The sequence below is a fragment of the Flexivirga caeni genome, from assembly GCF_003724155.1.
Lineage (GTDB): Bacteria > Actinomycetota > Actinomycetes > Actinomycetales > Dermatophilaceae > Flexivirga > Flexivirga caeni.
On record NZ_RJJQ01000015.1, the window covers coordinates 89,455 to 102,651 of the forward strand.

A 13,197-nucleotide genomic window follows, 5' to 3' on the forward strand; every position below is an offset into this window, starting at 1 on the left:
CGCCGACCCTATGCTGCCGGCCCTCACTCGGCGGGGAGCGTGCCGCTGGCATACTCATCGTGTCATGTTTTCTTGACATGCAATCGCCTGTCAGGTTTACTTGACGCATGAACGACGAGATGAAGCTCACCGAAGCGGCCGCGAGTGCCAACCCTGCTCAGGGACTCGCCGCGGTTCGCGCCCTTCGTGTCCTCGCCGACCGGCTGGAGGAAGTGCAGGTGCGCAATGCACGCGAGCGCGGCTGGAGCTGGCAGGCCATCGCTGATGTCCTGCAGGTCAGCCGGCAAGCCGTTCATCAGAAGCATTCACGGTAAAAGTGCTGTGAATCAACGACTTTCAAGGAGACAACCATGTTCCGACCCATGGATTCAGAACTACGGATAGCAACAATGCAGGCGATGGAGGAGCGTGCGGAGCTGGGGCATGAACTGCTCGGCCCCGACCACCTGCTGCTCGGCCTCCTGTCGAACGTGCGGGGCTCGGCATACAAGATGCTCACGGAGCACGGTGTGACCTACGAGTGGGCACGCCGCGTCGTAGCCGAGAAGCACGACGACTCCGCTGCGGCGGCCGCTCCGGACGAGGACGACGAGACGGCCAGCAACCTCGACGAGGACCGAGAAGCGTTGCGTGCCATTGGCATCGACCTGGACAAGGTCCGTGCCGCAGTGCGAGAGACGTTCGGTGAGGACATCACCGAACGCTGGGGTCAGCGTCGCCCGCGCGGCGGCCGGGGTGAGCGTCGAGGCCATCGCGGTCACGAGCCGCGCGGGCACGGACCGCACGGTCGTCCCGCCCCGGATGATGGCGAATTCGGTCCGTGGGGGCCAGGATTCGGCCCCGGGATGTTCGGACCGGGGGCCTTCGGGCCGCGCGGTCGCGGCCGGCGTGGCCCGCGCAGGCGGTTCGGGCGGATGAGCCCGAGCCTGCGGTCGATCGTCGAGCAGTTGCGCGACGACATGATGCGCGAACTGCACGATGACCTGCATCGTGGTGATCGGCCCCGGCTCGCCGAGGGCGCATTCACGCCCCGCGTGCTCGCTGCCGTGTTCGCCAGCGGCGACCCGGTGATCGAGGCGATCATCGAAGCCGCGGACGACCCAGGCGCGCTGCGGGCCGCCGTCGACGAGTTCGCCGGCAACGCCACCGCCTGAGCGAGAAGTTCGAAGGCCCGGTCACCCGAGCGGTGGCCGGGCCTTCGCGTGCGGTGTCTCGCTCCGCCCGGCATACGGCGTGCGCAACGTTCACCAGTCGAGCGATGAAGAGGTCTACCCTGCGGAGAGCCCCACGACAACGATTGCCGATGCGAGGAACGGTTCGATGCTTGGACTGCCGGATGCCGTCACCACTTGTCTGTTCGACCTCGATGGTGTCCTCACCGACACCGCGAGCGTGCACCGGAAGGCGTGGCAGCAGATGTTCGACGCGTTCCTGAAGGCGCGGGACGGGGACGGCTTCCAGCCGTTCACGGGCGATGACTACAACGAGTATGTCGACGGCAAGCCACGCCAGGACGGCGTCCGCGACTTCCTGGCGTCTCGCGACATAAACCTGCCCGACGGGACTCCCGACGATCCGCCGACCGCCGAAACCGTCTGGGGTCTGGGCAATCGTAAGAACAACCTGGTGCAGGACGAGATCGCGCAGCACGGCGTCGAGGTCTACGAGGGCAGCCGCCGATATCTGCAGCAGGCGCAGGCCAGGGGGCTGCGGCGCATCGTCGTCTCCTCGAGCGCGAACACCGCAATGGTGCTGCGCGTCACCGGCCTCGAGCAGTATGTCGAGGGGCGCATCGACGGGGTGACCCTGCGCGAACAGAACATCAAGGGCAAACCCGCGCCCGACTCCTATCTCGCCGGCGCCAAGCTCGCCGGGGCACCCCCGGACCAGTGCGCCGTCTTCGAGGACGCGGTCTCCGGGGTCGAGGCGGGCCACGCCGGCCACTTCGGCTGCGTGGTCGGCGTCGACCGGGTCGGGCATGCGGACGCATTGCGCGCGGGCGGCGCGGACGTGGTGGTGCAGGACCTGTCCCAGCTCATCGACGAGGAGAAGTGACGAATGACCAAGAGCGAGTTCACTGTTGAGCCGTGGCGGGTGCGCGAGCTGGGACTGCACCCGGGCAACCTGGCTCAGTCGGAGTCGATCTTCGCACTGTCCAACGGGCACATCGGGGTGCGCGGCAACTACGACGAGTCGACGCCGAACGGCCTGCTCGGCACCTACCTCAACTCGTTCTACGAAGAGCGCCCGCTGCCGTATGCAGAGGCGGGATACGGCTACCCCGAAGAGGGTCAGACGATCGTCAACGTCACCGACGGCAAGATCATCCGGCTGCTCGTGGACGACCAGCCACTGGACATGCGGTATGGCGTGGTGCGTCACCAGGAGCGGTCACTCGACCTGCGGGAAGGCACGCTGCACCGCGACGTGATCTGGGAGACCACCGCGGGCGCGCAGGTGCGGATCCGCTCCACCCGGATGGTGTCGTTCACCCAGCGTGCGATCCTCGCGATCCGCTACACGGTCGAGGCGATCAACCAGCCGGTGCGCATCGTGATGCAGTCGGAAATGGTTGCGAACGAACGCCTTTCGATGAAGTCGAAAGATCCGCGCGTCGCGGCTGCGCTGAAGGACCCGCTGCGCCCGGAGGAATACTCCAACAGCAACAACCGGTCGCTGCTGATCCACCGCACCCGCCGCAGCAAGTTGCGCGTCGCGGTCGCGTGCGACCACGTGATCCACGCCGACGGAGATTTCCACACCAACACCTACGTGCAACCCGACTGGACTCGCACCACGGTGGGCACCGAGCTGGAGCCGGGCGACACGGTCGGACTCACGAAATTCGTTGCCTACGGCTGGAGTTCGCAGCGCACGTTGCCCGCACTGCGCGATCAGGTGGATGCCGCGCTGTCCGCCGTGCTGCACACCGGGTGGGACAACCTGGTCGCCGAGCAGCGCGCGTATCTCGACGAATTCTGGGACGGCGCGGACGTCGAGGTCGACGGTGACCCGGTGATCCAGCAGGCGGTCCGCTTCGGGCTGTGGCATGTCCTGCAAGCGGGTGCGCGTGCAGAGGGCCGCGCCATACCGGCGAAAGGTCTGACCGGGCCCGGGTATGACGGCCACTGTTTCTGGGACAGCGAGATGTATGTGCTGCCGGTGCTCACCGCGACCGCACCGCAGGCGGCGCGGGACGCCATCGGCTGGCGGCTGTCCATCGCCGGGATGGCACGAGAGCGCGCGCAGACCCTGAAACTGAAGGGTGTTGCCTTCCCGTGGCGGACCATTCGCGGGCAGGAGTGCTCGGCATACTGGCCGGCCGGCACGGCGGCGTTCCATGTGAACGCGGCGATCGCGGTGTCGGCGGCGCGCTATGTGTTCTGGACCCTGGACGAGGAATTCGACCGGGAGATCGCACTGCCACTGCTGGTCGAGACCGCGCGGCTGTGGGCCGACCTGGGATACCACGGCGACGACGGACGCTTCCACATCGACGGGGTGACCGGGCCCGACGAATACAGCGCGATCGTCGACGACAACACCTACACCAATCTGATGGCCGCCCGGAACCTGCGGTATGCGGCCGAAGCGGCCGAGCGCTGGCCCAAGGCGGCCAAGGAGCTGAAGGTCGGCGAGGCGGAACTCGCGGACTGGTGGAGCGCGGCGCAGACGATGGCCGTTCCCTATGACAGCGAGCGGGACGTCCACATGCAGGACGCCGATTTCACCCAGCACCGCATGTGGGACTTCGAGGAGACCGCCAAGGACGGTGGCTATCCGCTGCTGCTGCACTACCCGTATGTCGAGATCTACCCCCGGCAGGTCGTCAAGCAAGCCGACCTCATCCTCGCAATGCATTGGTGCGGCGACGAATTCACCCAGGAGCAGAAGGCGCGCGCCTTCGAATACTACGAAGCCGTCACCTGTCGCGACTCCTCGCTGTCGGCCTGCACCCAGGCGGTCATCGCCGCGGAGGTCGGGCAGGTTGCCCTGGCGCACGACTATGCGACCGAGGCTGCCCTGATGGACCTGCGTGACCTGGAGAGCAACACCGGCGACGGGGTCCACATCGCGTCGCTGGCCGGCGGCTGGATCGCCCTCGTAGCCGGTTTCGGCGGCATGCGGGATCACCACGGCGAGCTGAGCTTTGCGCCCGCGCTGCCCGACGGCATCACCCGGCTGGCCTTCGCGATCCGCTGGCAGGGCTGCAAGGTCCGGGTCGAGATCACCCACGATCACACGCGCTATCTGCTGGAGGACGGCCCGGACGCGCACGTCACGATCAAGCATTACAACCGCAGATTCACCCTGCACTCGGGCAAGCCGGCCGCGAAGGCGACCAAACCGCCGAAGCCGCTCACCCCCCGGCCGACGCAGCCGGTCGGCCGCGCGCCGATCCGTGCCGGCTCGGGCACGTGATACGGGTCCGCGGACGAGTGACACACTGGGATCAGGCGGCCGAGGCGGGCTGAACCGGGCTTCGGCGCACGTCACTGACAGGAGCCGAAAACGATGACAGCGCAAGATGATTCAAAGCCGGGTGTACGCATCGAGCATGACTCGATGGGCGACGTGGAGGTGCCGGCCGACGCCAAGTGGCGCGCTCAGACCCAACGAGCCGTCGAGAACTTCCCCATCTCCGGACGGCACATCGAGCGTGAGCTGATCGCCGCACTTGCGTCCATCAAGGGTTGTTCGGCGATGGTGCGCAGCGAGCGGGATCTGCTCGATCCCCGCAAGGCGCAGGCAATCCACGACGCCGCGGCCGAGGTCGCGCGCGGCTTCTGGGACGACGAGTTCCCGATCGACGTCTTCCAGACCGGTTCGGGCACGTCGTCCAACATGAACGCCAACGAAGTGATCGCCACGCTCGCGCAGGAGAACCTCGGCGAGCCGGTGCACCCCAACGACGACGTCAACGACCCGTTCTCGTCCAACGACCAGTTCCCTGCCGCCATACACATCGCGGCGGCGCGGGCCGTGGTCGACCGGCTCGTCCCTGCACTCGCTCATCTGGCGGAAGCGCTGGAACACAAGCAGATCGAGTTCGCCGATGTGGTGAAGTCGGGCCGCACGCACCTGATGGATGCGACACCGGTGACGCTCGGTCAGGAGTTCGGCGGGTATGCCGCACAGGTGCGGCAGGGCATCGTGCGGCTGGAGGCGGTCCTGCCTCGTGTGGGCTCGCTACCGCTCGGTGGCACTGCGGTCGGCACCGGCATCAATGCACCGGAAGGTCTTGCCGCTGAAGTGATCTCGCGGCTCGCTGACGACATGCGCCTGCCGCTGACCGAGGCCGCCGACCACTTCGAGGCACAGGGCGCCCGGGACTCGCTGGTCGAGTTGTCCGGTGTCCTGCGGACCATTGCGGTCGGCCTGACCAAGATCGCGAATGACATCCGGTGGATGGGTTCGGGCCCGCGCACCGGCCTGACCGAGATCTTCCTGCCCGACCTGCAACCCGGCAGCTCGATCATGCCCGGCAAGGTCAACCCCGTGCTGGCCGAAGCAGTGTGCCAGGTGTCCGCGCAGGTCATCGGCAACGACGCCGCGGTGGCGTGGGGTGGTGCCGCAGGCAACTTCGAGCTCAACGTGATGCTGCCGGTCATCGCCGACAACCTGCTGCAATCGATCAGCCTGCTCGCCAACGTCAGTGTGCTCTTTGCCGATCGGTGCATCGACGGCATCCGCGCCAACTCCGAGCGGTGTCGCGAGTTCGCCGAGTCGTCGCCGTCCATCGTCACCCCCCTCAACCACTACGTCGGGTATGACGAGGCAGCCGCCATCGCCAAACAGGCTCTTAAGGAAGGCAAGACGATCCGGGAGGTGGTGATCGAGCGTGGTCACGTCGCCGACGGCTCGATCAGCGAGGCGGATCTCGACCGGGTGCTCGACGTGTTGGCGATGGCCCATCCGCACGGCTGAGCCGCAAACCTGCACGTCGCTCCCAGGTGACCTTGATGGGCTGGTGCTGTGGCTTCGACGGTGATCAGAACGCGGATGGACTATGTGCCGGATCGTTCGACAGGACGGTCGGCGCGAATCGAGTTCACCGAGTCGGAGACCCTCCGGCCCGGCCTCGACCGCTGCTACGTCTGGGCGGTCGTCGTGCTGGGCATCGTCTTCGCGGCGTCGCTGCTGCTGCAACTGTTGCTCTACCTCTACATCGCGCAACGCTGGTACAGCCCGGCCTGGCTGATCGGCTCTCTGGTCGGTGCCGTAGCGGTGTTCCTCGTCACGCGGGCACGCGTGCGCCGGGAAACGCGCTCCCGCACGGTGATCCGTAGCCTCACCACGGGGGCGACGGCGGCGCAGTTCGGCAAGATTTCGGCCGGCCTGACCGAGGACCAGATCCGCGAAATGTCCGGCTGGCCGGACGCAGCGCTGTCGGCGTTCGTGCTCGCCCCGGCGCCGCCCGGGTCTCTCTTCACTGTGCGCGCGGCTCTGGCGGCGGCGCAGTTGCACGACGCCGAGACCACCGAGATGCTGTTGCAGGAGGTGTTGTCGTCCCCGACCTACCTGCGCGGCGACGGCTCGCAGGTCATGGAGGGCATCGCGGCGACGATCGGCCTGCCCGGCTCGGCACAGACGACCGCACGGGTCACTGGCTTCGATGCCGCGCTGCAGCAGCTGTTGCCGGCGACGCCGGCCGGCTGACCCGGCTCAGGCTGATCCGCTACCGGCTACGGGTTGGCGGCCAGGAAGAGGAATGCCGCCAGCAGCACCAGGTGCAGACCGCCCTGCAACCGCGTCGCCCGGCCGGGCACGACGGTCAGGATGCCAACACCGGCCGTAATGGCGAGCAGCACGATCTGGGTCGAGCCCAGCCCGAGGTGCAGGTCGGTCGGGAGCCAGATCGACGCGACCGCGATGGTCGGGATGGTGAGCCCGATCGAAGCCATCGCCGAGCCGTAGCCGAGGTTGAGGCTGATCTGGGTGCGGTCCTGCCGGGCGGCGTTGATCGCGGCGAGTGTCTCCGGTGCGAGTACGAGCAGCGCGATGATCACGCCGACGAAGGAGTGCGGCAGGCCGAGCCACGCGACGCCGTCCTCGATCGGCTTCGACTCGACCTTGGCCAGGCCGACAACCGCAACGAGCGAGACCAGCAACATGCCCAGGCTGATCAGCGCGGTGCGATTGCTGGGTGGTTCGGCGTGCTCGCCGTCATCGTTCCCGTCATCCTCGACGCCTCCTGCCGGCTGCTCGGCGGACTGCGCCGCATGCCCGGAAGCCGTTGCCAGTGGCCGGTGCTCATGCTTGGCGACGGGCAGGAAGAAGTCACGGTGCCGCCGGGTCTGGGTGACGACGAACAGCCCGTAGAGACACAGCGCGGAAATGGCGGCGAAGGTCAGCTGCGAGCCGGAGTATGCCGGGCCGGGCTCGCTGGTGAACGTCGGGAGCACGAGGCACAGCGTCGCCAGCGTGATGACGCAGGCGAGCGCTGCCCCGGTGCCCTCGGCGTTGAAGGTGACGGTGTGGTGGTGCATGGCGCCCACGAGCAACGAGATGCCGACGATGCCGTTACAGGTGATGATCACTGCCGAGAAGACAGTGTCCCGGGCGAGGGTGCTGGCGTCGTCGCCGCCACTCACCATCAAGGTCACGATGAGTGCCACCTCGATGATCGTGACGGCGACTGCGAGCACCAATGACCCGAACGGCTCGCCAACCCGGTGGGCGACCACCTCGGCGTGGTGGACGGCCGCCAGCACCGAAGCACCCAGCAGCAGTGTCACCACGACGATCCACACGGCGCCGATGTGGCGGCCCCAGGTGAACGGCAGTGGCAACAGCGCGAGGACGGGTGCCCAGAGGGTCCAGCGGTTCAGCACGGCCTGCAGTCGAGGTGAATCCACCAGACCATTATCCCGTCATCCGCCGGCCAGTCACCGGATCAGGGCAGGTAGTAGGTCGGGTTGGGCAGCTTGACCGGCACGAGGGCGTGCCCGCCGATCAGGTCGCTGAACTGGTCGCCGAAGTTCGCGAGGATGGTGTAGCCGCCGCCGGACGGCGACTCGACGTGCGCCCGGGTCTGCGACTTGAACTCGATCGTCGTGCACTTGGCCGCGGCGCAGGTGATGTATGGCGGCTGCTGGCTCGACCCGACACCGGTCCACTTGGTGTAGTAGTTCGCGGCGGTGAAGCCCTGGTAGCCGTCCTTCGCCAGGTTGCCCATCGTCGCGGTCTTCTGGTCGTCGTGGCGTCCGGTGAGCCCGATCAGCGTGCACCCGGCCCTGTTCGCGGCGTTGACCATTGCTACCATGCCCGGGTTCGCCGGGAACTTCTCGTCCTGCACCCAGGTGTCCTGCAGCGCCGGGTCGAAGTTGAAGTGCATGGCGCCGTCCTCCATGTCGTAGGTCCACAGCGTCGTGTCGTCGGCGTCCAGCACGATCGCCGGCTTGGCACCGAGCAGCTTCCCGACCGTGCAGGCAAAGCTGAGCAGCGGCGTGACCCTGCGGGTCAGCCGGGTCATCTCGGTGATGTACGGCGACGATGTCTTGTTCGCGATGCCATTCGCGCCCGCACCGTAGTAGGTGCGGATCGTCGCCTTCACCGAGTCGATGTTCGGAATACCCTCTCCGCCTTGAGTTTTCCCACTCGAGCCATCGGCCTTCATGATGAAGTGGGTGCGCGGGGAGAGCCGCGGCTGCGACATCCCCGGCAGGTCCGGGGACGGCAGGTAGTAGGTCGGGTTGGGCAGCTTCACGGTGTGGTCGGCGGATCCGCCCTGCAGGTCGGAGAACTGGTCGCCGAGGTTGAGCGCGACGTCATACCCCATCGACTCGATGTGCTTGCGGGTGCCCGCCTTGAACTCCACGGTCGTGCACTTCGCCGTGGCGCACGTGATGTATGACGGCTGCTGGCTCGAGCCGACGCCGGTCCACTTGGTGAAGAAGTGCTTCGCAGTGAAGCCGGTGTAGCCGACCTTCTTCAGGTTGCCGAGCGTCGCGGCTTTCTGGTCGTCGTTGCGGCCGGTGATGCCGAAGATGGTGAATCCGGCTGCCTTGGCTGCCTTTTCGAACTTCACCATGCCGGGGGTCGCCGGGAACTTCTCGTCCTGCACCCAGGTGTCCTGCAGTGCAGGGTCGAAGTTGAAGTGCATGGCGCCGTCTTCCATGTCATAGGTCCACAGCGTCGTGTCGTCGGCATCGAAGACGATGGCGGGCTTCTTGCCGTGCGCGGCGCTCTGCTTGTAGAGCGACTTCAGGCGCGCGGTCTGCGCCGCCAGAATCGAGTCCATCTGGCTGATGTATGGCGACGACTTCTTGTTCGCGATGCCGTGCGCGTCGGCGTTGTAGTAGGTCCGGATCGTCGACTTGACCACGGCGATGTTCGGGATGCCCGCGCCACCAACGGTATTCCCGCTGGAGCCGTCCGGCTGCATGGTGAAGCTGGTGCGTGGGGTGAGGTAGGTGTCGGTCCAGGACGCGAGCGATTTCACCGCGCTCTGCTGGCTCAGGGTGGTCCGCGAGTGGTGACCCGTGTCGGCGCTCGCGGCCGGTGCGAGGGCGAGCGCGGGAGCGGCTGCCGCCACCGCGATCGCAGCGATCATTGCTGCACGACGATGCATATTTCATCTCCGGAAGAATGTGACGGGAAAGGGGTTCACCGACACTACTGCGCGCGAGCGGCGGATGGGGCTCTGAGCGGCCGACGAGTTCAGCCGACGAAATTGAAGTGGTAGTCCTCGCCGTGCTGCAGCGTGGCGGCATACGGGTTGTCGAAACCGAAACCCGCCTGGTGGGTGAGCAGCCAGTCGTTCGCGGGGGCGCCCCAGGAGAAGCGCCACGGCACGTCGCGTTCCTCGAAGTCGATCGCGAGACCGTAGCCGTGGTTGGAGGTGCCGGGGTCGGCGGCGCGTGGCGAGCCGAAGCGCTCGAACCAGAATTCCTGCTCGGCATACGATCGGTAGGTGAGGTCGATGGTCGCGTAGTGCCCGAATCGCCGGCGGAACGACCGTTGCAGGAGGTGCAGCGCCTCGAGCGCCGCGTCGTTGAGGTAGCGGATCGTGGTCGGTCCGTAGCCGGGTTCGAAGGTGCCGGATGCGTTGTAGTGCAACGGGATCGGTGCGAGGAGGCGTTCGGAGATCCGGCCGTTGATCGTGGTCGGATCGCCGGTGTGGAAGGTGAGCGTGCCGCCGTTGACGTAGCCGCGGTCGGTGCGGATCCACGGTCCCTGACCGACGAGGCTGCCGCTGACTGCTTCGTGACGCTGGCAGCGGCCGACGACCGGATGCCCGAAACTCGGACCGGACCGGACATTGGCGAACTGGTCGTCGCTGGTCACCCTGCCTTCCAGGCGCGGGCACGGCGTGCCCGGCTGCTCTGGCGGGGCATCCGGTGTCAGGTAGGCACTGCTGACGCACGCACCGCGCAGCGGTCCCTGGGTGATCTGTAGCCAGTCGCCCGCGCCGATGCCGACCACGCGCGCGTCCGGCACGAGCACGCCGACGACCGGGTATGACGTGCCCGACCCCATGCGAACGTGCAGGTTGTCGATGCCGGGCACGACATACCGCGTTGTCGGCTCGGCCGGCGCGTCATCCATCGTCACGGCCGGTGCCTCGAGCCCGGGAGGTGACCAGCTCGGCGAACCGGGTGGCCAGCAGTTCGGCAACTCGGCGGATTCCCGCGTCGGCCTCGGCCACTGCCGCGACACCGTCGGCCACGCGCTGTCGTTCGCCGGGGTCGGCGCTGCGGAACTCGCTCGCCCACTGCGCGTAGGTCTCGGGCGGGATCTCGGGGTGGAACTGCACGGCCCAGGTGTATGGCGCGGCCCGGAACGCCTGATGCGGATAGGTCGCCCCGGTGCCGAGGAGTATGGCGCCCGGCGGCAACTCCTCGACGGCGTCGCCGTGCATGGACGCGACCTCGATCTGCGGACCGAGGCCGTGGAAGAGCAGGTCGTCGTCGCACGCGGCCGTCAGCTCGACGGGGACCACTCCGCCCTCGGTGCCGGCCGCGCCCTTGACCACGCGGCCACCCAGTGCCTGGGCCAGCAGCTGAGCGCCCAGGCAGATCCCGAGAGTGGGTTTGCCGTGGCTCACCGAGTTGCGCACGAGTGCCCGAACCCGTTCCAGCCAGGGGTGATTCGCGTCGTCGAGGGAACTCATCTCGCCGCCGAGCACGACCAGCGCGTCCGCGCCGAGGTCGGCGGGCACGGTCTCACCCGCGAAGGTGCGGACCGTCTCGGTCTCGAGTCCGAGGCCGGCGAACCACTCGCCGAACCGGGCGAGCGGATCGTCGTCGCCGGGCTGGACGACGAGCACCTCGGGAGCGGCTGCGGTCTGCGGCACGTGGAGTCTCCTTCCGTGGCGATCCGGGCGTTGTCACCCGTTACCGGACATCATCTCGCGGATGCCTGCCGGCGAGCGCGCGCCCCTCATGCCTGGATCAGCCCGGTGCGGATGGCATATCGCGTCAGCTCCACCCGGTCGCGCAGCCCGAGCTTGGCCAGCAGGTTGGCGCGGTGCCGTTCGACGGTCTTGGGGCTGATCACCAGCAACTCGGCGATCTCCCGGGTCGAGCGACCTTCGGCGACGAGCTTGAGGATCTCTTCCTCCCGCGGGGTGATGCGCGACTCGGTCGGCTCTTCGCCGCGGGCGACCTGGTCGAGGTAGTTGCGGATGAGCGCGGTGACGGCGCCGTGGTAGAGGAACGGCCGGCCGTGCAGGGCCGCGCGGCAGCCTTCGATCAGGTCGCGGTCGGCGACCGACTTCAGCACGTAACCGGCGGCCCCCACCTTCAGCGCTTCGAAGAAGAACTCCTCGTTGTCGTGCATGGTGAGGATGAGGATCGGCAGACCCGGCATCAGCCGGGACAGTTCCCGTGCAGCCTGCAGGCCGGTCATCCGCGGCATCGAGATGTCCAGGATCACCAGGTCGGGCCGGCAGGCGCGCGCCTGTTCGACGGCTTCGGCGCCATCGCTGCCTTCGGCGACCACGGTCAGGTCCGGCTCGTTGTCGATGATCAGCCGCACGCCGCGGCGCACCAATGCGTGGTCGTCCGCGAGCAGCACGGCGGCGGGGTTCGTCGCGTCATACGGCATGGGGGTCACCGCCACGCTCGCCGGCCGGGACGTGCAGGCAGATCAGGCTGCCGCGGCCGCTGGACGGCGCGCCGACGGAGAGTTGGGCGCCGATCAGCAGGGCGCGTTCGCGCATGCCCTGCAGCCCGGCGCCTTCGAGCGCCCCCGCCATACCGGCGCCGTCGTCGCGGACCTGGAGTTCGACGGCGCCGGATGCCCGGGCCAGCGTCAGCGCGGCACGGCCTGCTCCGGCGTGTCGGACGACGTTGGTCAGCGCCTCCTGCGCGACGCGGTAGATGACCAGTTCGGTCTCGTCGTCGAGTGCGGGCAGGTCGGGGTCGCAGATGAAGTCGACGACCAGTCCGGTGCGATCGGCGATGTCTACGGTCAGCACCTTGAGCGCGCTGGGCAGTCCGAGCTCGCTCAGCACGCCGGGCCGCAACCGCTGCGCGATCCGCCGGATCTCCTCCAGGCTGCCGCGCGTGGTCTCCTGCACCTCGCGCAACTGCGCGCCGACCTCCGGCGGTGCGGCGTCGGCCACCCGCTTGAGGTCCAGCAGCACGGCGGTCAGCGTCTGGCCGACCTCGTCGTGCAGTTCCTGGGCGATGCGCCGCCGCTCACCCTCTTGCGCGGACAGGGCACGGGCGGTGCTGCGGCTGCGTTCGGCCTCCAGTCGGCCGAGCATGCTGTTGAAAGTGTGGATCACCTCGCCGACCTCGCCGCTCCCGGCGTCGACCGGCCGGGTGTGCGGCTGCAGCAGGTCGACCGACGCCATTGCCCGGCTGAGCCGGCGCAACGGAGCCAGACCGATGCGGAAGAGGATGGCGTCCAGCGCGAGCAGCAATGCGAGTCCGACTGTGAGCACAAGGATTTCGGCGAAAACCGGCCGGGTCGAGACACTGACCGGGCCCGCGAGCAGGGTGACGGTGGCGGCGACGAGCACGACGGCGTTCAGCAGGTAGATCCGCCAGAACAGCGACACTCCTCCGCCTCCCACCGCGGCCGGCCGTCCCGGGCGTGACGGCTCCGTGTCGTGAGCCTGACACGGCATACCCTCGCCCGTCCATCCGTGGTGACACCCATCCGGGCCTGCAGCGCGGACGTCCGGTGGATGGGTGCACGCACGGATAGTGCTGCGGCGGCGACCGGGAGAGGGTGGAACCGGAC

Annotated in this window: 12 protein-coding genes; 6 read left to right on the plus strand and 6 right to left on the minus strand. The window is 67.9% G+C overall.

Features of this window, described 5'->3' with window-relative positions; translation table 11 throughout:
• Nucleotides 1-107: 107 nt before the first annotated feature.
• The 6 genes from EFY87_RS14035 to EFY87_RS14060 all read left to right on the plus strand — a co-directional run bounded on the left by EFY87_RS14035 (nucleotide 108) and on the right by EFY87_RS14060 (nucleotide 6,660).
• Complete coding sequence (locus tag EFY87_RS14035) at nucleotides 108-314, plus strand: helix-turn-helix domain-containing protein (RefSeq protein ID WP_123272113.1); 207 nt, start codon at nucleotides 108-110, stop codon at nucleotides 312-314.
• A gap of 36 nt (nucleotides 315-350) precedes the next feature.
• Nucleotides 351-1,154, plus strand: a complete 804-nt coding sequence (locus EFY87_RS14040; RefSeq protein ID WP_123272114.1) for a Clp protease N-terminal domain-containing protein — start codon at nucleotides 351-353, stop codon at nucleotides 1,152-1,154.
• A 166-nt stretch (nucleotides 1,155-1,320) separates the two neighbouring features.
• The gene (locus EFY87_RS14045; protein WP_123272115.1) at nucleotides 1,321-2,055 is read left to right on the plus strand and encodes an HAD family hydrolase; all 735 of its coding nucleotides are present in this window, start codon (nucleotides 1,321-1,323) and stop codon (nucleotides 2,053-2,055) included.
• A 3-nt stretch (nucleotides 2,056-2,058) separates the two neighbouring features.
• Nucleotides 2,059-4,422 carry a glycoside hydrolase family 65 protein gene (locus EFY87_RS14050; RefSeq protein WP_123272116.1) on the plus strand — a complete coding sequence of 788 codons (2,364 nt, stop codon included), beginning with the start codon at nucleotides 2,059-2,061 and terminating at the stop codon, nucleotides 4,420-4,422.
• A 93-nt stretch (nucleotides 4,423-4,515) separates the two neighbouring features.
• Nucleotides 4,516-5,928, plus strand: coding sequence for a class II fumarate hydratase (locus tag EFY87_RS14055; protein ID WP_123272117.1), 1,413 nt, complete (start codon nucleotides 4,516-4,518; stop codon nucleotides 5,926-5,928).
• A 75-nt stretch (nucleotides 5,929-6,003) separates the two neighbouring features.
• Nucleotides 6,004-6,660: a hypothetical protein gene (locus EFY87_RS14060; RefSeq protein WP_123272118.1), complete on the plus strand. Its 657-nt coding sequence runs from the start codon at nucleotides 6,004-6,006 to the stop codon at nucleotides 6,658-6,660.
• A 26-nt stretch (nucleotides 6,661-6,686) separates the two neighbouring features.
• On the opposite strand, the gene EFY87_RS14065 is transcribed toward EFY87_RS14060, so the two are convergent.
• The 6 genes from EFY87_RS14065 to EFY87_RS14090 form a co-directional block, all read right to left on the minus strand.
• Nucleotides 6,687-7,859: a calcium:cation antiporter gene (locus EFY87_RS14065; RefSeq protein ID WP_123272119.1), complete on the minus strand. Its 1,173-nt coding sequence runs from the start codon at nucleotides 7,857-7,859 to the stop codon at nucleotides 6,687-6,689.
• Nucleotides 7,860-7,897: 38 nt separating this feature from the next.
• Nucleotides 7,898-9,574 carry an HAD family acid phosphatase gene (locus EFY87_RS14070; protein WP_245988649.1) on the minus strand — a complete coding sequence of 559 codons (1,677 nt, stop codon included), beginning with the start codon at nucleotides 9,572-9,574 and terminating at the stop codon, nucleotides 7,898-7,900.
• A gap of 89 nt (nucleotides 9,575-9,663) precedes the next feature.
• Nucleotides 9,664-10,551 carry a D-alanyl-D-alanine carboxypeptidase family protein gene (locus EFY87_RS14075; protein WP_123272121.1) on the minus strand — a complete coding sequence of 296 codons (888 nt, stop codon included), beginning with the start codon at nucleotides 10,549-10,551 and terminating at the stop codon, nucleotides 9,664-9,666.
• Nucleotides 10,544-11,299, minus strand: a complete 756-nt coding sequence (locus EFY87_RS14080) for a type 1 glutamine amidotransferase (RefSeq protein ID WP_123272122.1) — start codon at nucleotides 11,297-11,299, stop codon at nucleotides 10,544-10,546. Before EFY87_RS14080 ends, EFY87_RS14075 begins: the two co-directional genes overlap by 8 nt.
• A gap of 86 nt (nucleotides 11,300-11,385) precedes the next feature.
• Nucleotides 11,386-12,051: a response regulator gene (locus tag EFY87_RS14085; protein WP_123272165.1), complete on the minus strand. Its 666-nt coding sequence runs from the start codon at nucleotides 12,049-12,051 to the stop codon at nucleotides 11,386-11,388.
• The gene (locus tag EFY87_RS14090; RefSeq protein WP_123272166.1) at nucleotides 12,041-13,012 is read right to left on the minus strand and encodes a HAMP domain-containing sensor histidine kinase; all 972 of its coding nucleotides are present in this window, start codon (nucleotides 13,010-13,012) and stop codon (nucleotides 12,041-12,043) included. The genes EFY87_RS14085 and EFY87_RS14090 overlap by 11 nt, the downstream gene beginning before the upstream one ends.
• Between the last annotated feature and the right edge of the window lie 185 nt (nucleotides 13,013-13,197).

What these genes read in the sequence shown, in the direction of transcription:
- EFY87_RS14035 (WP_123272113.1), top strand. Translation starts at nt 108, where the DNA reads ATGAACGACGAGATGAAGCTCACCGAAGCGGCCGCGAGTGCCAACCCT.
- EFY87_RS14040 (WP_123272114.1), top strand. Translation starts at nt 351, where the DNA reads ATGTTCCGACCCATGGATTCAGAACTACGGATAGCAACAATGCAGGCG.
- EFY87_RS14045 (WP_123272115.1), top strand. Translation starts at nt 1,321, where the DNA reads ATGCTTGGACTGCCGGATGCCGTCACCACTTGTCTGTTCGACCTCGAT.
- EFY87_RS14050 (WP_123272116.1), top strand. Translation starts at nt 2,059, where the DNA reads ATGACCAAGAGCGAGTTCACTGTTGAGCCGTGGCGGGTGCGCGAGCTG.
- EFY87_RS14055 (WP_123272117.1), top strand. Translation starts at nt 4,516, where the DNA reads ATGACAGCGCAAGATGATTCAAAGCCGGGTGTACGCATCGAGCATGAC.
- EFY87_RS14060 (WP_123272118.1), top strand. Translation starts at nt 6,004, where the DNA reads ATGGACTATGTGCCGGATCGTTCGACAGGACGGTCGGCGCGAATCGAG.
- EFY87_RS14070 (WP_245988649.1), bottom strand. Translation starts at nt 9,574, where the DNA reads ATGCATCGTCGTGCAGCAATGATCGCTGCGATCGCGGTGGCGGCAGCC.
- EFY87_RS14075 (WP_123272121.1), bottom strand. Translation starts at nt 10,551, where the DNA reads ATGGATGACGCGCCGGCCGAGCCGACAACGCGGTATGTCGTGCCCGGC.
- EFY87_RS14085 (WP_123272165.1), bottom strand. Translation starts at nt 12,051, where the DNA reads ATGCCGTATGACGCGACGAACCCCGCCGCCGTGCTGCTCGCGGACGAC.